This window comes from Dyella humi (assembly GCF_044904605.1).
Taxonomy (GTDB): domain Bacteria; phylum Pseudomonadota; class Gammaproteobacteria; order Xanthomonadales; family Rhodanobacteraceae; genus Dyella_B; species Dyella_B humi.
The window spans coordinates 175,149-194,515 of record NZ_JADIKI010000023.1 but is presented as its reverse complement, the minus strand read 5'-3'; the positions used below and the strand labels follow the sequence as shown (position 1 = coordinate 194,515).

The 19,367-nt window shown below is 60.9% G+C and carries 19 protein-coding genes; 14 read left to right on the top strand and 5 right to left on the bottom strand.

The genetic code is table 11. The features are described 5' to 3' along the window. The first annotated feature begins 77 nt into the window (after window positions 1–77). The 11 genes from rpsE to ISP18_RS11940 all read left to right on the top strand — a co-directional run bounded on the left by rpsE (window position 78) and on the right by ISP18_RS11940 (window position 7,784). Window positions 78–587 carry a 30S ribosomal protein S5 gene (rpsE, locus tag ISP18_RS11990; RefSeq protein ID WP_380006266.1) on the top strand — a complete coding sequence of 170 codons (510 nt, stop codon included), beginning with the start codon at window positions 78–80 and terminating at the stop codon, window positions 585–587. After that, complete coding sequence (gene rpmD / locus ISP18_RS11985; protein ID WP_380006269.1) at window positions 580–768, top strand: 50S ribosomal protein L30; 189 nt, start codon at window positions 580–582, stop codon at window positions 766–768. The genes rpsE and rpmD overlap by 8 nt, the downstream gene beginning before the upstream one ends. Window positions 769–773: 5 nt before the next feature. Further along, entirely contained in the window at window positions 774–1,205 is a 432-nt protein-coding gene (gene rplO, locus ISP18_RS11980) for a 50S ribosomal protein L15 (RefSeq protein WP_380006272.1), read from the top strand. Between the two features lie 3 nt (window positions 1,206–1,208). Next, window positions 1,209–2,534: a preprotein translocase subunit SecY gene (gene secY / locus ISP18_RS11975; protein ID WP_380006274.1), complete on the top strand. Its 1,326-nt coding sequence runs from the start codon at window positions 1,209–1,211 to the stop codon at window positions 2,532–2,534. Window positions 2,535–2,655: 121 nt separating this feature from the next. Further along, window positions 2,656–3,012: a 30S ribosomal protein S13 gene (rpsM, locus tag ISP18_RS11970; RefSeq protein ID WP_284333564.1), complete on the top strand. Its 357-nt coding sequence runs from the start codon at window positions 2,656–2,658 to the stop codon at window positions 3,010–3,012. A 12-nt stretch (window positions 3,013–3,024) separates the two neighbouring features. Beyond that, window positions 3,025–3,411, top strand: a complete 387-nt coding sequence (gene rpsK, locus ISP18_RS11965) for a 30S ribosomal protein S11 (RefSeq protein ID WP_115495826.1) — start codon at window positions 3,025–3,027, stop codon at window positions 3,409–3,411. 11 nt (window positions 3,412–3,422) lie between these two features. Beyond that, window positions 3,423–4,049: a 30S ribosomal protein S4 gene (gene rpsD, locus ISP18_RS11960; RefSeq protein ID WP_380006279.1), complete on the top strand. Its 627-nt coding sequence runs from the start codon at window positions 3,423–3,425 to the stop codon at window positions 4,047–4,049. Window positions 4,050–4,065: 16 nt separating this feature from the next. Continuing rightward, window positions 4,066–5,064, top strand: coding sequence for a DNA-directed RNA polymerase subunit alpha (locus ISP18_RS11955; RefSeq protein WP_192678518.1), 999 nt, complete (start codon window positions 4,066–4,068; stop codon window positions 5,062–5,064). A 313-nt stretch (window positions 5,065–5,377) separates the two neighbouring features. Then, complete coding sequence (rplQ, locus tag ISP18_RS11950) at window positions 5,378–5,758, top strand: 50S ribosomal protein L17 (RefSeq protein ID WP_380006282.1); 381 nt, start codon at window positions 5,378–5,380, stop codon at window positions 5,756–5,758. A gap of 152 nt (window positions 5,759–5,910) precedes the next feature. Next, window positions 5,911–6,423, top strand: a complete 513-nt coding sequence (locus ISP18_RS11945; protein WP_380006285.1) for a disulfide bond formation protein B — start codon at window positions 5,911–5,913, stop codon at window positions 6,421–6,423. After that, window positions 6,420–7,784 carry a class II 3-deoxy-7-phosphoheptulonate synthase gene (locus ISP18_RS11940; protein ID WP_380006287.1) on the top strand — a complete coding sequence of 455 codons (1,365 nt, stop codon included), beginning with the start codon at window positions 6,420–6,422 and terminating at the stop codon, window positions 7,782–7,784. The genes ISP18_RS11945 and ISP18_RS11940 overlap by 4 nt, the downstream gene beginning before the upstream one ends. A 16-nt stretch (window positions 7,785–7,800) precedes the next feature. Here the strand turns inward: ISP18_RS11940 and bla are convergent, their stop codons facing one another. Both bla and ISP18_RS11930 read right to left on the bottom strand, forming a co-directional pair. Next, entirely contained in the window at window positions 7,801–8,691 is an 891-nt protein-coding gene (gene bla, locus ISP18_RS11935) for a subclass B3 metallo-beta-lactamase (RefSeq protein WP_380006290.1), read from the bottom strand. 85 nt (window positions 8,692–8,776) lie between these two features. Next, window positions 8,777–10,393, bottom strand: a complete 1,617-nt coding sequence (locus ISP18_RS11930) for an amidase (protein WP_380006293.1) — start codon at window positions 10,391–10,393, stop codon at window positions 8,777–8,779. 93 nt (window positions 10,394–10,486) lie between these two features. Here ISP18_RS11930 and ISP18_RS11925 point away from each other — a divergent pair, with 93 nt between their 5' ends. Together ISP18_RS11925 and ISP18_RS11920 are read left to right on the top strand one after the other, a co-directional pair. Beyond that, a complete protein-coding gene (locus tag ISP18_RS11925; protein WP_380006772.1) occupies window positions 10,487–11,230 on the top strand; it encodes a c-type cytochrome in 744 nt (247 codons plus the stop codon). Further along, a complete protein-coding gene (locus tag ISP18_RS11920) occupies window positions 11,227–12,519 on the top strand; it encodes a c-type cytochrome (protein WP_380006296.1) in 1,293 nt (430 codons plus the stop codon). Before ISP18_RS11925 ends, ISP18_RS11920 begins: the two co-directional genes overlap by 4 nt. A gap of 41 nt (window positions 12,520–12,560) precedes the next feature. Here ISP18_RS11920 and ISP18_RS11915 read toward each other — a convergent pair whose 3' ends face one another. The 3 genes from ISP18_RS11915 to ISP18_RS11905 form a co-directional block, all read right to left on the bottom strand. After that, complete coding sequence (locus ISP18_RS11915) at window positions 12,561–13,733, bottom strand: efflux RND transporter periplasmic adaptor subunit (protein WP_380006299.1); 1,173 nt, start codon at window positions 13,731–13,733, stop codon at window positions 12,561–12,563. A gap of 9 nt (window positions 13,734–13,742) precedes the next feature. Next, a complete protein-coding gene (locus tag ISP18_RS11910) occupies window positions 13,743–16,928 on the bottom strand; it encodes an efflux RND transporter permease subunit (RefSeq protein ID WP_380006302.1) in 3,186 nt (1,061 codons plus the stop codon). A 243-nt stretch (window positions 16,929–17,171) separates the two neighbouring features. After that, on the bottom strand, window positions 17,172–17,696 hold the full coding sequence (locus tag ISP18_RS11905) for a mismatch-specific DNA-glycosylase (RefSeq protein WP_380006305.1): 525 nt from the start codon (window positions 17,694–17,696) through the stop codon (window positions 17,172–17,174). A gap of 106 nt (window positions 17,697–17,802) precedes the next feature. Here ISP18_RS11905 and rng point away from each other — a divergent pair, with 106 nt between their 5' ends. Next, complete coding sequence (gene rng / locus ISP18_RS11900) at window positions 17,803–19,284, top strand: ribonuclease G (RefSeq protein ID WP_380006308.1); 1,482 nt, start codon at window positions 17,803–17,805, stop codon at window positions 19,282–19,284. Window positions 19,285–19,367: the final 83 nt, after the last annotated feature.

Sequence of the window (19,367 nt, the reverse complement as noted above, 5' to 3'; positions counted from 1 at the left end):
TCAGCAGTAACAACAACAACTCCAAGCGGCTCAGCCGCAAGTAAAAGTCCCGGATGGTCCGGGCACACGGAAAAGATATGTCCTCTACTGATCGCGAAAATTCAGACGGCCTGCTCGAGAAGCTGATCGCCGTCAACCGCGTGGCCAAGACCGTCAAGGGTGGCCGCCAGATGAGCTTCACCGCGCTGACCGTAGTCGGTGACGGCGAAGGCAAGGTCGGCTTCGGCTATGGCAAGGCGCGTGAAGTGCCGGTGGCCATCTCCAAGGCCATGGAGCGGGCACGTCGTAACATGGTGAGCATCGATTTGAACAACGGCACGCTCTGGTACGCCATCAAGGCTAACCACGGCGCGGCACGCGTGTACATGCAGCCGGCTTCCGAAGGTACTGGCGTGATCGCCGGCGGCGCCATGCGTGCCGTGCTGGAAGTGGTCGGCGTGAAGAACGTGCTGGCCAAGGCGGTTGGTTCGCGCAACCCTATCAACCTGGTGCGCGCCACCATCAAGGGCCTGCAGGCCGTTGCCTCGCCGAAGCAGATCGCTGCCAAGCGCGGCAAGACCGTGGAAGAGGTGCTGGGCAATGGCTAACAACGAAAAAATCATCCGCGTCCGCCTGGTCAAGGGGCTGCGCGGTGTACAGGCTCGTCATCGCCTTAGCGTAAAGGCGCTGGGCCTGAACAAAACCAACGACGTCCGTGAACTGAAGGACAGCCCGCAAGTGCGTGGTCTGATCAACACGGTCTACTACCTGGTGCGGGTCGAGGAGTAAGCATCATGCGTCTGAATGACATCAAGCCGGCTGCTGGTTCGCGCAAGACGCGTCTGCGTGTCGGTCGCGGTATCGGTTCGGGCCTCGGCAAAACCGCCGGTCGCGGCCACAAGGGTCAGCATGCCCGTACCGGTCGCACTCATCGCCTCGGTTTCGAAGGTGGTCAGATGCCGCTACAGCGCCGCCTGCCGAAGGTCGGCTTCCGTTCGCAGAAGAAGGCTGAGAGTCAGCAGGTCTTCCTGTATCAGCTCGCCAGTCTGAAGGCTGACGTGATCGACGCAGTCGTGCTGCATCAGGCTGGTCTGATTGACGGCCGCGCGAAGAAGGTCAAGGTCGTCGCCAAGGGCGAAATCGGTCGTGCGGTGAAGCTGTCCGGCTTGCTCGCTACAGCGGGTGCCAAGGCTGCCATCGAAGCTGCCGGCGGAAGCGTGGAGTAACTCGTGGCCGCAGCCAAGGGCACATCGGTCGGATCGCTCGGCAAATTGACCGAGCTGCGTCAGCGCATCTTCTTCGTGATCGGTGCGCTGATCGTGTACCGCCTCGGCTCGTTCATCCCGGTGCCGGGTGTTAACCCCGACGCCATGGCCAACCTGATTGGTCAGAGCGGCGGCATCCTGGACATGTTCAACATGTTCTCGGGTGGTTCGCTGGGCCGCTTCTCGGTGTTTGCGCTGGGCGTGGTGCCATACATCTCTGCTTCGATCGTGGTGCAGATGATGGGCTCAGTGATTCCTAGCTTGCAGGCGCTGCGTAAGGAAGGGCAGTCGGGACAGCGTCAGCTGACGATGTATACCCGAATCGGCACGGTCGGGTTATCTGCCTTCCAGGCCTTCGGTATCGCCGTGGCGCTCATGAAACAACAGACCGCGGGCGGCGTGCCGGTGGTCTACATGCCGGGTGTTGGGTTCATCCTGTCCTCGGTAGTCGGCTTGACGGCCGGCTCGCTGTTCCTGATGTGGCTGGGTGAGCAGATGACTGAACGAGGCATCGGCAACGGTATTTCGTTGCTGATCTTCGCAGGTATCGTGGCCGGTTTACCCAATGCGGTCGCGCATACCTTGTCGATGTCGAGTAACGGCGAGCTGAGCACGATCAAGCTGGTCATGGTGGTGGCGCTGGTGTTGGCGGTGACAGCGTTCGTGGTGTTCATGGAGCGTGCGCAACGGCGCATTACCGTGAACTACGCGCGGCGCTCGGGCGGACAACGGTCTTACATGAACCAGACTTCGCACCTGCCGCTCAAAATCAACATGTCGGGTGTGATCCCGCCTATCTTCGCGAACAGTATTCTGATGTTCCCGGCGATGGCGGCGACCTGGGGCAACGCCAGTCACCAGTCCCGCTGGTTGCAGAACGCGGTGCAGGTGCTGACCCCGGGCGAGCCACTCTACGACATCATCTATGCGGTTCTGGTGATTACCTTCGCCTTCTTCTATACAGCGATCGTCTTCAACTCCCAGGACACGGCCGACAATCTGAAACGCTCTGGCGCACTGATTCCGGGCATTCGCCCGGGTCGCTCGACCGCCGAGTACATCGATTCGGTCATGAGTCGTCTGACTGGCGTTGGCGCCCTCTACCTAGTGTTGGTCTGTTTGGTACCGACGTTCATGCAGAATGCTTGGCATGTTCCGTTTTACTTCGGCGGCACCTCGCTGTTGATCGTGGTGGTGGTGGTGATGGACTTCACGGCTCAGGTGCAGGCGCATCTGGTCAGCCACCAGTACGAAGGTTTACTCAAGAAGGCCAACCTGCGCCGCGGCTGAGGCGCAGGCAGGTCCCGGCGGAGAGCTGCGGCGCCCCAGGCACCGCAGGACTTTCCTGACAGTTTGATTAAGGTTAGAATTGCGCGTTTACCGCGCGAGAAAGCATCGGAGAAAGTACATCATGGCGCGCATTGCGGGTGTCAATTTGCCGGTCCAGAAACACGTCTGGGTTGGCCTGCAGAGCATCTACGGCATCGGCCGCAGCCGGGCCAAGAAGGTCTGCGTGGACGCGGGTGTGAACCCGAACGTACAAATCAAGTCGCTCAGCGAAGGCGAGGTGGAGAAGATCCGCCACGAAATCGCTAAGTACGTCGTGGAAGGCGATCTGCGCCGTGAAGTCGGTATCGCTATCAAGCGCCTGATGGATCTGGGTTGCTACCGTGGTCTGCGCCACCGCCGCGGCCTGCCGGTGCGCGGCCAGCGCACGCGTACCAATGCGCGCACCCGTAAGGGCCCGCGTCGCGCGATCAAGAAATAATTGGAATAAATCATGGCAAAGCCGGTTAAGACCAAGAAGAAAGTCAAGCGCGTTGTCACCGATGCAGTGGCTCACGTGCAGGCATCTTTCAACAACACCATCGTCACTATTACCGACCGCCAGGGCAACGCGCTCTCGTGGGCGACCGCTGGTGGCGCGGGTTTCCGCGGTTCGCGCAAGTCCACTCCGTTCGCTGCCCAGGTTGCCGCCGAAAAGGCCGGCCGTGCCGCTGGCGAATACGGTGTGAAGACGGTGGAAGTGCGGATCAAGGGCCCAGGCCCGGGCCGCGAGTCGGCAGTGCGTTCGCTGAACGCCCTCGGCTACAAGGTTCTCAACATCATCGACGTAACGCCGATTCCGCATAACGGCTGCCGTCCCCCCAAGAAGCGTCGCGTCTAAGGAGCATAACCATGGCACGTTATCGTGGAGCTACCTGCAAACTCGCGCGTCGCGAAGGTTCGGACCTGAGCCTGAAGAGCCCGGCGCGCGCGATTGACTCCAAGTGCAAGCTGGAGAACAAACCCGGTCAGCACGGCGCCAATAAGCGCATGCGCATGTCCGACTATGCTGTTCAGCTGCGTGAGAAGCAGAAGGTCAAGCGCATTTACGGTGTGCTTGAGCGTCAGTTCAGCAACTACTACACCAAGGCGTCCACCCTCAAGGGAAACACTGGCGAGAACCTGCTGCGCTTGCTGGAAAGCCGTCTGGACAACGTCGTTTACCGCATGGGTTTTGCGGTTACGCGTGCCCAGGCTCGCCAGCTCGTTTCGCACAAGGCCGTGCTGGTGAATGGCAAGAAGGTCAACATCCCGTCCTACCAGGTTCGCCCGGGCGACGAGATTGCGCTGACCGAGCGTGCGCGTACCCAACTGCGCGTGCAAGAAGCCGCCACCGTGTTCGACACGATGGACCTGCGTCCGCAGTGGATCGAAGTCGACGCCAAGAAGTTCGCCGGCACCTTCAAGTCTGTTCCGGATCGCGCCGATCTGCCGACCGACATCAATGAAGCGCTGATCGTCGAGCTTTACTCGAAGTAATCAACCGGAGCCCTGCATGGCAGTTTCGTCAACTAGCGTGCTGCGGCCTCGCGGCCTCAGCGTCGAGCAGCTCGGACCGAATCGCGCCAAGGTGGTGGTGGAGCCGCTAGAGCGCGGTTTCGGCCACACCCTGGGCAATGCGCTACGTCGCGTGCTGCTCTCTTCGATCCCTGGCAGCGCCATCGTCGAGGTCGAAATCGATGGCGTGCTGCACGAGTACACCACTCTGGAAGGTCTGCAGGAGGACGTTATCGAAGTCCTGCTCAACCTCAAGGAAGTGGCGATTCGTCAGCATACGGGTGATGAAGTCACCCTCACCCTGTCCAGGAAGGGCAAGGGCGTGGTCACGGCCGGCGACATCGCCGTGGACCACTCGGTGGAGATCATCAATCCGGAACATGTGATCTGCCATTTGACCAAGGACATCACGCTGAACATGCGTCTGAAGGTGCGTCGCGGCGTCGGCTACCAGCCGGCCAGCGCGCGCCAGCATCCGGACGATGAGGCACGTCCGATCGGTCGCCTGCAATTGGATGCCTCGTTTGCGCCGGTGTTGCGTGTGGCTTACGAAGTGGATGCGGCTCGCGTGGAGCAGCGCACCAACCTCGACAAGCTGATCCTCGACATCGAGACGAATGGCACCATCGGTGCGGAAGACGCGGTGCGCAAGGCCGCCGAAATCCTTAACGACCAGCTGTCTGTGTTCGGTGATTTCTCGCGTCGCGAGAGCGCTACGGACAAGGCGGAGAAGGGCGGTTTCGATCCGTTGCTGCTCCGTCCGATCGACGATCTGGAGCTCACCGTGCGTTCGGCGAACTGCCTGAAGGCCGAGAGCATCTACTACATCGGCGATCTGGTGCAGAAGACTGAGGTCGAGCTGCTGAAGACGCCGAATCTTGGCAAGAAGTCGCTCACCGAGATCAAGGATGTCCTGGGCGTACGTGGTCTTGCCCTGGGCATGAAGCTGGAAAACTGGCCGCCGCCGGGCTTGTCGCACGGCATGCAGCTGGGCTGATGATGTAATTTTGCGATCGTACTTGATCGCTGTACCAAGCAAGTCGTGGCGGGTAGGCGTCTAACGCCCCCGCCACGCAGCTGAAAAGGCCGTCTATGGCCACACAAGTTACTTTAGCGATCCTCTTTGATCGCTTATATGCAGCAAGTTTGGCGAGCGTGAAGTTCTCGCTCACCAAACACTAGAAGCGGTCATTCATGGCCGCGCTCTTATAAGAGCCCGTTTCACCAAGGGCTTTAACAGCGGGTAACCGCGGGAAGCCGGATTTAATCGCCAGCTTTTCATAACAATAGACAAAGAGAGAGTTTTAGCCATGCGCCACCAAAAATCTGGACGCAAACTTAACCGTACCAGCTCGCACCGCGAAGCGATGTTCCGCAACATGGCGTCGTCGCTGTTCAATCATGAACTGATCCGCACCACGCTGCCCAAGGCGAAGGAACTGCGTCGCGTCGCCGAGCCGCTGATCACGCTCGCCAAGAGCGATAGCGTCGCCAACCGCCGTCTTGCTTTCTCGCGTCTGCGCGACAAGCAGGCCGTGGGCAAACTGTTCGTGGAGCTGGGCCCGCGCTACCGCGAGCGTCCCGGCGGCTATCTGCGCATCCTCAAGTGCGGCTTCCGCCCTGGCGACAATGCGCCGATGGCGTACGTCGAACTGGTGGATCGTCCGCACGTCGAGGCAGCGGCCGAGTAATCCTCGTCTCAAACTTCGTTTGGACGTCCAAATGCAAACCCCGGCCAGGTCACCCGCCGGGGTTTGTTGCTTTCTGAAATCGGGCCGAGCGCCTGCTGACAGCGCCGCGGGGAGCGGGTAATGTCAGCATCCCATCCCTCGATCGTTCCGTCATGAATCCCCTTCGCTGGTCCTACCGCGTCAGCTTTCTCATCGGCTTCCTGATTTGCATGGGCCTGCTCGGTTTCGCGCTGTACGCCGAATATCAGTGGGGCCTGGAGCCGTGTCCGCTGTGCATCTTCCAGCGCATCGGCTTCATGGTCATGGGCGCGTTCTTTCTACTTGGTGCTATCCATGGGCCGCGAGCCGGTGGACGCTGGTTCTATACCGGGCTGGTGCTACTGGGTGCCTTGTTCGGCATCGTGGTGGCGGGGCGCCATCTGTGGATCATGTCCTTGCCGCCAGATGAGGTGCCCGCCTGCGGCCCTAACCTGGCATACATGTTTGATGCCTTTCCGTTCGCAAAGGTCTTGAAGATGGTGTTCACCGGCTCCGGTGAATGCGCCAAGATCCAGCCGATCCTGGGCCTACCCATTCCGTTGTGGGCCCTGTTGTGGTTCCTCCTTCTTTCGATACTTGCGATTCGCGCCACCCTGCAGCGCGCGAAGCCGAGGTTGCTCCTATGAGCCAGACTGCACGTTCCATCGAATCGTTGAATTGGGCACCCACCTCCTGGCAGCAGCGTGTCGCCCTGCAGCAACCGCAGTACGAAGACGCCGCCGAGCTTAGCCAGGCGATTGGCGAACTGTCGCACCTGCCGCCGCTGGTCACCTCGTGGGAGGTATTGGCGCTGAAACAGACACTTGCTGACGCACAGGAAGGCAAGCGCTTCCTGCTCCAAGGTGGCGACTGCGCCGAGAGTTTTGCGGACTGCACCAGCCCAATCATCTCCAATCGGCTCAAGGTGCTGTTGCAGATGAGCTTGGTGCTGGTGCACGGGCTCAAGCAGCCGGTACTGCGTGTCGGCCGGTTTGCCGGGCAATACGCCAAGCCGCGTTCGACCGATACCGAGACACGTGACGGCGTCACGCTGCCCAGCTTCCGCGGTGACGTGATCAACGGTCCAGAATTCACCACCGAAGCGCGCCGCCCGGACCCACAGCGTCTGATCCGTGCGCACGCGCATTCCGCGCTCACCATGAACTTCGTGCGCGCGCTGATTGATGGCGGTTTTGCCGATCTGCACCATCCCGAATACTGGGATCTGGCCTGGGTGGAGCACTCACCGCTGGCCGCCGAGTACCGCCGAATGGTGGCGGGCATCGGTGATTCGCTGCGCTTCATGGAAACGCTGGCCGGCCCGATCGCCGGCTTCACACGCGTGGATTTCTTCACCTCGCACGAAGCGCTGTTGCTGCATTACGAGCAGGCACTCACGCGCCAGGTGCCGCGCCATCATGGCTGGTTCAACCTCTCCACGCATTTCCCGTGGATCGGCATGCGCACGGCCGCACTTGATGGCGCACATGTGGAATATTTCCGCGGCATCCGCAATCCGATCGCGGTGAAGATCGGTCCCTCGGTCACGCCGGAACAACTGCTGCCGCTGATCGATGCGTTAAATCCGGAAGAAGAGCCGGGGCGCCTCACCCTGATTCACCGCATGGGCCATGCGCAGATCGCTGCCAAGCTGCCGTCGCTACTTGAAGCGGTGAAGCGCGAAGGCCGCCGCGTGCTGTGGGTGGCCGATCCCATGCACGGCAATACCGAAAGTACCTCCAATGGATTCAAGACACGGCGCTTCGACAATATTCGCGGTGAGCTTGAACAGGCGCTCGATATCCATGCTGCCGTCGGTACGCGACTGGGTGGCGTGCATCTGGAATTGACCGGCGAAGACGTCACCGAGTGCATGGGTGGTGCGCGTGATTTGAGCGAAGCCGATCTGCAGCGTGCTTACAAATCGATGGTCGATCCCCGCCTCAATTATGAGCAATCGCTGGAACTGGCGATGCTGATCGTGCGCAAATCCGGGCGCATAAGCTGATCACACAAGCCACGCCTCAGTGCGTGGCTTTTTGTGTTCCGGCTTCCTTCTGTACGCGCTGTTCGAGATTCTGTTGTCCTTCATCCGCGTAGGCTTTGCACGCCTGCGTGTCGATCAAAGGATTAGACTTACCCGGCGCGATGCCTGCCGCTTTTTCGAAAAAACCATCGCGGGGATGCGGCGTAAGCAGAATGTCGCACGGCAGTACCGCCAACATGGCAAGCGTATGCCGATAGCCCGCAAGGAGTTCTGGATGGGCAGGGTCGGTATAGCGATAGTCATCCGTACTCAGTAGCGAAATGCTGTCGGCATAGACAATCGACAGGCAACGGTTTTCTTCGCAAGAACGCCAGGTCCAACCGGTGCTGCCGGGCGTGTGTCCAGGCATGGCGTGCATGTGCAAAGCCAATGAGCCGATACGGACTGTTTCACCATTGGCCACGATACGAATCTTGGAGATTTTGGGATAGAACGGCGCCATGCCGTGCTGCGGATCATCGGGATCGTCTCCGCCAAGTTCCATCGCTTTTGCCGACTTTGCACTTGCGGCTACCGGTGCACCGCTGTCGTGCGCTAAGGCAGCAATGGCGCCTGCGTGGTCGCCGTGCGCATGGCTGTTGAGAATCAACTTGATGTCCTGCACGCGAAAACCCAACGCGCGGATGTTCGATTCGATCATCGCCGCGTTTTCCGGCAGCGTGCCATCGATCAGCACGTGACCTTTTGGCGAGGTGATCAGGATGGCGCTAAGGCCATGCGAACCGACGTAATAAGTATTGCCATAGATCTGAAACGGCTTTTGCGGCTGTGTCCAGGTCGCGCGGAAATCCGAATCGGCGGCAGTGGTATCGGCATGAGCCATCGCACATGCCAATACCATCGCGCAAAGAGCAGACAGCGGCTTCATGGAAACCTCCGTGTCGAGAAGGAGGCGCCACGTTACGTGATGGGGCTGGCCGAAGCGCGCGGTTTTCGGTCAGCCCGATGCACATTTAATGACTCTGCGCAGGCACCGGCGCATACGCGTTGCTATCCACCGTCGGCAAGAACTTAGGTGCCTGCCATGCATGCGTGTGCTGCTCGAAGCCATAGGCGATCGAAATCAGCGTGGGCTCGCTCCATTTTGTGCCAAAGAATACGATACCCACCGGCAGTTCATGCGCCCATCCCGCCGGTACCGTAATCGAGGGATAACCCGCTACCGCCGCAGGCTGAGACGCACCGCCGATAGTGGGATTACCGCTGACGATATGATCGCCGAGTACGAGATCCGTGAGATAAGCCGGTCCCCACGAGGGCGAGAGCAGCGCGTCCAGATGATTGGCCTGCAGCGCCGCATCGATACCTTGCGGCCCCGAGAACTGTTTCGCCTTGTTCAGCGCGTCCAGATAGGCCTTGTCGGTGAGCGGTCCTTTGGCTTGCGCTTGCTCGAACAGATCTTGCGCGAACCAGGTCATTTCGCGCGTCGCTTCTTGCTTGTTGAAGGCGATCAGGTCGGCAAGCGTCTTCACATGCAAACCTTTTCGGTTGGCGAGATACGCGTTGAGGTCATGCTTGAAGTCGTACAGCATCACGGTCATTTCCGGATCGCCGAGTTCGGCCAGATGCGGCAGCGTCACTGGATCGACGATGATCGCGCCTTGCGCCTTCATCGCCGCAATCGCTTCGTCCAGCACGCGATCTGCGTTGGGCTCGTTGCCGGCGAGCTGACGCACCACGCCGATGCGCTTGCCGCGCAACCCGTTCGGATCAAGAAAACGCGTGTAATCGGTTGCGTGTTTGTCCGCGTCGGTCGTGGCGGGATCGTGCGAATCGCTGCCAGCCATCGCGCTCAGCAGAATGGCCGCATCAGTCACGTTGCGCGCCATCGGTCCGGCTGTGTCCTGATTGTGGCTGATCGGGATGATGCCGCTACGGCTGACCAAACCCAGCGTCGGCTTGATGCCCACGATGCCGTTCATCGATGCCGGGCAAATGATCGAGCCGTCGGTTTCCGAGCCTACTGCCACCGGCACCAGGCCCGCTGCAACCGCCGCCGCGGAACCCGAGCTGGAGCCGCAGGGATTGCGATCCAGCGCATACGGATTGCGTGTCTGCCCGCCTCGGCCGGTCCAGCCGCTGCTGGCATGACTGGAGCGGAAATCCGCCCATTCGCTCAAATTGGTCTTGCCTAGAATCACCGCGCCCGCCTTGCGCAACCGCGTCACCAGGGCGGCATCCTGCGGCGCCGGTGCGTCCATCAGGGCGAGCGAGCCAGCAGTCGTCAGCGTGTGATCGCCGGTGTCTATGTTGTCCTTCAGCAGCACCGGAATGCTGTAAAGCGGGCCATGCGAAGACGTGCGTTTCGCATCGAGTTTCTCGGCGATCTTCAATGCATCGGGATTCAACTCCAGCACTGCGCGCAAGGTGGGGCCGCCCTGATCGATCTGCTTGATGCGTGCGATATCGTCCTGCACCAGCGTCTTGCCGGTGAGCTTGCCGGCATCCATGTCATGTTGCAGTTCGGTCACGCTTTGCCACGCCACGTCATGGTTGTCCTGGGCGAAAAGCGGAACGGCGGGCAGCAAGGCAAGCGTGAGTGCGGCGCACAACAATGACGGACGGAACATGGCAATCCTCCCCAAACAAGGATGTGTGGCGTGATGCCGCAGCATAACCGCAGGCGTCACGGTTGGCGCATGGCGCGCGCCTATACTTCCGGCATGGGTACTTGGGGCCGATCAATCTTGCCGAAGCACGTGGGTTGGGTAGTTGCTCTCGCGTGGCTGCTTTGTGCCGCCGTTGCGCATGCCGACCAACCAGCCGTGCCGGATACGCTGCAGCAGCGCATCGCCGCCTGCACCACCTGCCACGGCGTGCATGGCGAAGGTTCTTCCGGCAGCGGTTTCTTTCCGCGCCTTGCCGGCAAGCCGAGCGGTTATCTGGTCTTGCAGATGCAGAATTTCCAGCACGGACTGCGCAAGTACGCGCCGATGGAATACACCGTGCGCCTGCTCACGCCGCAATACATGCACGAGATCGCCGAATACTTCTCCGCCCAGCAGGTACCTTACGAACGTAAGCCGGTGCCCGCGCTGGCGCCATCGGCCATGCAGCGCGGCGAGCAATTGGTCACCGCCGGCGATCCGGCACGCCAGATACCACCCTGCCAGGCCTGCCACGGCAAGCAGCTCACCGGCACCGAGCCTTCGGTGCCAGGACTGGTCGGCCTCCCTTACGACTACATCAGCTCCCAGTTGGGTTCGTGGCGAACCCACACGCGTGCGTCTGCCGCGCCGGACTGCATGGCAGAAATCGCCAACCGCCTGGCGCCGGCGGATATCAGCGCTGTATCCGCCTGGCTGGCGAGCCGCGAGGTGCCTGCCGATACGCATCCGCAACCGGCAGGCTCGATTGCGCCGCCGTTGCATTGCGGCGTGCTGCAAGCGCAGGGCGGTGGCGCATGAAACGGCTCCGCTGGCTGTGGATGCTTCTGATGCTGCTGGTGATCGTGCTGGCCGGCGGATGGTGGCTGACGCCACAGCATCGGCAGATTGTTGTGTCGCCGGAAGATCCAGCCATCGCCGCGATGCTGAAGGATCCCGCCGTGATCGCCAAAGGCCGCTACCTTGCTACGGCCGGCGATTGCACCTCCTGCCATACCGTGCGCGGCGGTGAGCCCTATGCGGGAGGCCGGATGCTGCCCACGCCGTTCGGCAATATCCCGGCTCCCAACATCACGCCGGACGCGGATACCGGCATCGGCCAGTGGAATTTCAGCGATTTTTGGCGCGCTTTGCACGAAGGCATCGGGCGCAGCGGCGAGCCGCTTTATCCGGCGTTTTCGTATACCTCGTTCACCAAGGTCACGCGCGATGATGCGATCGCGATGTTCGCGTATCTGCGTTCGCTGCAGCCTGTTCATCAGTCGAATGCACCGCTGCAGCTGCACTTTCCTTACAACCAGCGCAGCGCGCTTACCGGATGGCGCGCGGTGTATTTCAAGGCGGGCGTGTATCAGGCCGATCCGTCGAAATCGGCATCGTGGAATCGCGGCGCGTATCTGGTGCAAGGTCTTGGGCACTGCAACGAATGTCACGCCGCGCGTGACGCATGGGGTGGCTTGAGCGCGAACACGGCTTTATCTGGCGGGCGGATTCCGGAGCAGGATTGGTATGCGCCGGATCTGAGCATGCAGGCCAACGGTGGTCTGCAAGGATGGAGCAAGCAGGACATTGTCGACGTGCTGAAAACGGGACAAGCCGCAAAAGGTGCCGCGGTCGGGCCGATGGCGGACGTCGTAGCAAGCAGCACGCAATACCTGCATGACGACGATCTGCAAGCCATCGCCGATTACTTGCTGTCCTTGCCTGCGCGCGCCACACCTGTACCCATGCAGGCAAGTTTCGACGGCAAATCGCTTGCCGATCGCGGCAATGCCGTCTACGCGGAACGTTGCGCAGATTGCCACGGCAAGAATGGTGCGGGTATACCGGGTGTGTATCCACCGCTGGATAACAATACATCGGTGGTGGAACCAACCGGTATCAATGCGATGCGCGTGGTATTGCTGGGTGGATTTCCGCCGGTGACCGCGGGCAATCCGCGGCCTTATTCCATGCCGCCGTATGCGCAGCAGCTGAGCGATGCGGATGTTGCCGCCGTAGTTACCTATATCCGGCAAGCGTGGTCGAATCATGCTTCGGCGGTACAAGAGCGTGATGTCGCCACGTATCGGCATACGCCGATCGATTGAATGGATGTATTCGCTCCTCTGCAGGCAGGGGAGAAGCTACATCACGGCATCCGTTGCTTCTGTGCTTGATTCGGCCCGGTGACATTCACCTGCTGCCCTTCGTACAGCGAATCGGACGGGCTAAGCACGATGCGGTCGTTGTCGTTCAAGCCCTCGGTAATCTCCACCGTGCTGCCGAAATCGCGCCCGAGCGTCACCGATTGCAGGTGAATGTGCTGTTGTCCGTCCACCAGGGCAACGCGCAAGCCTTCGCTGCGGAACAGCAGCGTGTTGGCCGGAACAATGTAATTGTGCGTGGCCGTCGACAACGCCAGCTTCACGTTGGCGTACACGCCGGGCACCAGTAACTGATCGCCATTGTCCACGTCGATTTCCGTGCGCAGCGTGCGCGTGTTCGGATCGAGAGCATCGGCCGTGCGCGCCACAGTGCCTACGATGGGTTTGGCACCGTAGGTGTTCAAGGTAACGTCGGCCGGCATGCTGATGTGCACGCTGGCGGCATAGGTTTCCGGCACATCCACGTACACGCGCAGCTTGCTGGTATCGGCGATCACGAACAAGTTGCTGCCGCTGGCGCCCGCATCGACCAGTGCGCCGATGTTCAAGTTGCGCTGCGTGACGATGCCGTCGTACGGCGCATCGATATGCTTGAAATCTTCCATATTCTGCAGGCGCGCCACGTTAGCCTGATCGGCCTGCACCGTAGCGACGTCCGCCCTGTACTGCGCCAAGTATTGATCGGCCGTCTGCTGCGCCACCAAACCTTGCGTTGCCAGTTTCGCGTAACGGTCCGCGGTAACTTTGGCGAACGTTTCATTGGCTTGGTCAGTGCGCATCTGGGCCTTGCCTTGCAGCAACTGGTTATCCACGTCGGGCGTATCCAGGTCGGCCAGGCGCTGGCCCTTCTTCACCTTGGCGCCGATATCGACGTACCACTTCGCGACGTAGCCGGTGGTGCGCGCATAAACCTGCGCGTCTTGCCAGGAGGCGACGGTGCCCGGCAAGGCCAGGGCCTGATCCTTGGGCGCGGCTTTCGGCGCGATCGTCGCCACCGTGGCGATGGCGTTGCGGTGCGTGTCCTCGGCCAGCTCGTGACGCGCATGCACACGCTTGGCGATGCCGAAGATCGCCAGCGCGGCCAGTACGACGCAGAGTCCGATGAGAACGAGTCGGGCACCGCGCGAAGGCTTGGCAGCAGAATGATTACTGGACATGATCGGTTCTCACGCTGCAGCCGCATCCCGACGCGCCTTGCGGCGCCGGTGCAGCAGACTGAAAAAGGTCGGTACGAAGAATAGGGTGGCAGCAGTGGCCAGCAGCAGGCCGCCGATCACGGCTCGACCCAGCGGCGCGTTCTGCTCGCCGCCTTCGCCCAAGCCAAGCGCCATCGGCACCATGCCGATGATCATCGCCAGCGCCGTCATCAGCACGGGGCGGAAACGCTGAAAGCCGGCTTCGATCGCAGCCCGTACCGGGTCGTCGTGATGGGCCAGCCGCTCGCGCGCAAAGCTGATCACCAGAATCGAGTTGGCGGTTGCCACCCCCATGCACATGATCGCACCCATCAGCGCCGGCACCGATAGCGTTGTACCGGTGAGGAACAACATCCACACCAGTCCGGCCAGCGCGGCGGGCAGGGCGGCAATGATGATCAACGGGTCCAGCCAGCTCTGGAAATTCACCACGATCAGCAGATACACCAGCACGATCGCGAACAAGAGACCACCGATCAGCCCGCGATAGGACGCCTGCATGGTCTGCACCTGACCGCGCACGTCGATGTTCACATCGCGCGGCAGATGCTTGGAATGTTCCGCCACCACGCGCTGCACGTCGCTGGCCACACTGCCCAGATCCGTGCGATCCACCGAGGCGTACAGATCCATGGTGGGACGCGTGCTGTAGTGCGTGACGACCGCGGGGCCCTGGCTGCGCGAGAAGCCGGCAAGATTCTGCAACGTCTGGCTTACGACTGAAGTGGACGAACTGCTGCTCGCCACGCTGCTGCCGGATGTGCTGCGTATCGGCAAGTTCTTCAACGCCTGCAAAGTATCGATGTTGTATTGCGGCGTTTGCGTGGCGATGGAGTAGCTGATGCCGGTCTTCGGATCCACCCAGAACGTAGGGCTGACTTGCGAGGAACCGGCCAGCGCGGTGAGCAGGTTGCTTGCCACATCCTGCGTGGTAAGCCCGATCAGGCTCGCGCGCGTGCGATCCACGTTCACGTTGATCTGCGGCAGATTGAGCGCCTGCTGGATGCGCAGGTCGACCAACCCGGGAATCTTCAGCAGATCGCCGTAAAGCTCCGTGGCGACCTTGGCCGATGCACTGGCATCGTGGCTGGATACCTCGACATCGATCGGCGCTGGTGCGCCGAAGTTCAGAATCTGCCCGACCATGTCCGCCGGCAGGAACGAGAAGATCACACCGGGATATTTCTGCGCGAGCTGCCGACGCAGGCTGCGCACGTAATCGACGGTGGGGTGATGATCCTCGTTGAGTGTCACGAAGATGTCGCCGTCGGACGTGCCCACCACACCGGTATTGCTATAGGAAAGATTGATACCGCTGTAGGGGATGCCGAGCGTATCGACGATGCTGGCCAGCTCCTGCTTGGGTACGGTATCGCGAATTACGCCTTCGATGCCGTCCGCCAGTCGTGCGGTTTCTTCGATGCGCAGACCGACCGGCGCACGGAAGTGCAGCTTGATCTGTCCGCCATCCACATAGGGGAAGAAATCGCGCCCCAGCCACGGCACCAGCAAACCTACCGACAGCGCGCAGCTAGCGAAGAACAGAATCGCGAACAGGCCGCGATGACGCTCCGTGGTTTCCAGCGCGCCGCGATAGCCTTCGCGCAGGCGCTCGAAGCGACGTTCGAACGCGAGCTGGAAGTGACTGAGAGGCCCGCTCGCCTGCTTGTTGTGCTCATGCTTCTTCAGCCAGAACAGCGAAAGCGTCGGCACCAGCGTTCGCGACAGCACGTAAGAGGCGAGCATCGCAAACACCACTGCCTCGGCCAACGGCGCGAACAGGTACTTCGCCACGCCGCCAAGGAAGAAGATCGGCACGAACACGATGCAGATCGACAAGGTCGACACAAACGCTGGTATCGCGATCTGGTGCGCGCCTTCCATGATCGCGTCGTAGACCTCCTTGCCTTCTTCCAAGTGCGAGTTGATGTTCTCGATCGTCACCGTGGCGTCGTCGACCAGGATGCCCACCGCCAGCGCCAAGCCGCCCAGTGTCATGATGTTGATCGTCTCGCCCAGCGCTGACAGTGCAATGATCGAGGCGAGAATGGACAGCGGAATGGAGATGGCGATGATCAGCGTCGAGCGCCACGAGCCCAGGAACAAGAGGATCATCAACCCGGTGAGCCCGGCCGCGATCACACCTTCACGGATCACACCGGAAATCGCCGCGCGCACGAAGATCGATTGATCGGATAGCGAATTGATCTCAAGGTTCTGCGGAATCGCCGCACGGATCGCCGGCAGCATGCCTTTCAGGCTATCGACGATATCCAGCGTGGACGCGTTGCCGATTTTCAGGATCGACATCAGCACGGCGCGTTGGCCGTCTACACGCACGATGTTGGTCTGCGGCGGCGAACCGTCGTGTACATGCGCCACGTCGCGGATATACGTAGTGATGCCGTTGACGGTGCGAATTGGAGCGTCATTCAGTTCCTCGATCTGCTGAGGACTGCCGTTCAACTTCACGCTGTATTCGGTGTCGCCGATCTTCTCCGTGCCGGCGGGCAGGATCAGATTCTGTGCGCCGATCGCCGTCACCACATCGCTGGGCGACAAGCCATGCGCGATTAGTGCCTGCGGGTTGATATCCACCTGCACCTGCCGCTGCTTGCCGCCGTACGGATAGGGCGTGGCCGCGCCGCGCACGGATGTCACGAAGGTGCGTACGATCTGGTTTGCGTCGTCGAAAATCGCGGTTTCCGACAATTCCTTCGACGACAGCGCGAACTGCAACACTGGCACGGTGGACGCGTTATAGACCAGGATCAGCGGTGGGTTGGTGCCTTGCGGCATGCCCCTCAGTACCGTCTGCGAAATCGCGGTGACCTGCGCCACTGCCATGTCGATTTTTACGTTCGGCTGGAAATACACCTTTACCAGGCCGACACCGTTGAGCGACTGCGTTTCGGTGTGTTCGATGTCGTTGACGGTGGTGGTCAGCGCGCGCTCGTACCCGGAGATGATGCGGTTGTTCATATCATCGGCGGGCAGGCCTGTATAACCCCACACCACCGAGACCACCGGGATATCGATGTTCGGAAAAATGTCCACCGGCGTGCGCAGAATCGCCAGCGGACCGAGGATCAGCAGCAGCAGCGCCAGAACGATAAAGGTGAGCGGCCGCTCAAGCGCGATTTTGACGATCCACATAACCGATGCTTTCCATCAGCCTCGCGAACGCAACGTGGTTCGCATCGACTGACTATAGGAGGTTGCCGGGAAGATAGCAGCCTAGACAATTTTCATGATGGCAACCATATGCCGGAGGCAATGCATGTTGTCGTACCTACTTGCGATGTCATGCTGCGCCTTGACGATCGACCTTCGACGATGCGCCTGCACGATCCGCATGTCGGTGCGGTAGGTTGAGGTGAGGCGCAGTCGAACCCTAACCTAAGTTGCTGCGTGTGCGGCCAACGTCACCCACGGTGCAAGATCCCAATGCCCACGTGCCTGGCCGGATGGCGAAGGCAGCACGAACACCGCTGTCGAACCGAATGCACGATGCTGCAAACCGTAGCCGATGTCAGCCCCGAGCACTGCACGCGCCGCGTGCTTGCTGGTGAAGGCCAACACGTTGGGTGCGTAGGTTTCGATCTTGGCTAGCAGCTCGGGAACGTCGAAGGCATCCTTGGGCAGTTCGTCGTCGTTGCCTACATGGCGCTTGGCCAGGTCGGTCAGGCCGATGCCGAATTCGGGCAGCAGAGGAAATTCTTGCGGCACCAGCAGCCGCGGTGTGAGTCTGGCCTGGAACAATGCGCGCCAGAACATGTTGCCCGGGTGGGCGTAATAGGCCCCTTCCTGAGCCGACCGCTTGCCCGCTGCGGTGCCGCAGAACACCAGGCGCAGCCCGGGTCGCAGAACATCAGGGAGGATCGGGCTGTCGGATGAAGGCGGAACGACTTTGGATATGCGCATGAGAACCACTTTACCGAACTCGGCAGTACAGCAGGAGGCGTGCACTACGCATCGACAGTTCTCTCAGCTAACGGCTATAAATGCCGGAATGCTTTGGGGAATTTAAGTGAGCGAAGAAATCCTGATCAATATGACCCCGCGCGAGACCCGGGTCGGCGTGGTAGAGAACGGCATGCTGCAGGAACTGCATGTCGAGCGGGCGTCCCGGCGCGGGTATGTCGGCAACGTCTACAAGGGACGGGTGCAACGGGTGATGCCCGGCATGCAGGCGGTGTTCGTCGACATCGGCCTGGAGCGGGCTGCCTTTCTGCACGCTTCGGACATCGTGCGGCCGCCGTTGCCGGAAGGCGCGGAGGTCAGCGCCAGCAATGGCAACGGTCACATGCCCTCGATCAGCGAGCTGGTGCACGAGGGGCAGGAGATCGTGGTGCAGGTGGTGAAAGACCCGATCGGCACCAAGGGCGCGCGGCTTTCTACGCATCTGTCGATTCCCTCGCGCTACCTGGTGCTGCTGCCGCATGCGCGCACGCTCGGCATCTCCACGCGCATCGAGGACGACAACGAACGGCTGCGCCTGAAGGAGGTGCTCACTCCGCTGATCGGCGAGAACCCTCTGGGCTACATCGTGCGCACCAATGCCGAAGGGCAGTCCGCCGAATCGCTGGCGTTCGACGTCACCTATCTTGGCAAAGTGTGGCGCGTCGTACAGGAAAATATTGCGAAATCGAAAGTGGGCGATCGCGTCTACGAAGAACTTTCGCTGCCGCTGCGCGCGCTGCGCGATCTGCTCAACGACGATATTGAGAAAGTGCGCGTGGATTCGCGCGAAACCTACGAGAAGGTCGCCAAGTTCGTGCACAAGTTCATGCCGAACCTGGACGACCGCGTGGAACATTACGCCGGCGAGCGGCCGATCTTCGATCTGTACGGCGTGGAAGACGAAATCCAGCGCGCGCTGCGCAAGGAAGTGCCGCTGAAATCTGGCGGCTATCTGATCGTCGACCAGACCGAGGCGATGACCACCATTGACGTGAACACCGGCGGCTATCTCGGTACACGTAATCTCGAGGAAACCGTTTATCGCACCAACCTGGAAGCCGCGCAGTCGGCTGCGCGCCAGCTGCGGCTGCGCAACCTCGGCGGCATCATCATCATCGACTTCATCGACATGACCGATGAGGAACACAAGCGTCAAGTCATCCGCATGCTCGAAAAAGGCCTTGCACGTGATCACGCCAAGACCACGGTATATCCGATGTCACAGTTGGGTCTGGTGGAGATGACGCGCAAGCGCACCACCGAAAGCCTGGAGCGCCAGCTGTGCGAACCGTGCCCTGCCTGCGCAGGACGTGGCACGGTGAAGACCGCCGAGACCGTTACCTACGAAATTTTCCGCGAAATCACCCGCGCCGTGCGACAGTTCAACGCGCAGAAACTTTTGGTGATGGCGAGCCCCAAAGTGGTGGGCCGCATTCTCGAAGAAGAGTCCGCCGCGGTAGCCGAATTGGAAGAGTTCATTTCCAAGAGCATTCGCTTTCAGGCGGAGGAGCATTACTCGCAGGAACAGTTCGATGTTGTACTACTTTAGAGTCGGTTCGGTGTCTCCGCGTGACCCGCGCCGAGACTGTTTACCCGCAAGCCAAGGAGGAGCGAGGGCGCGTATGTCGATAC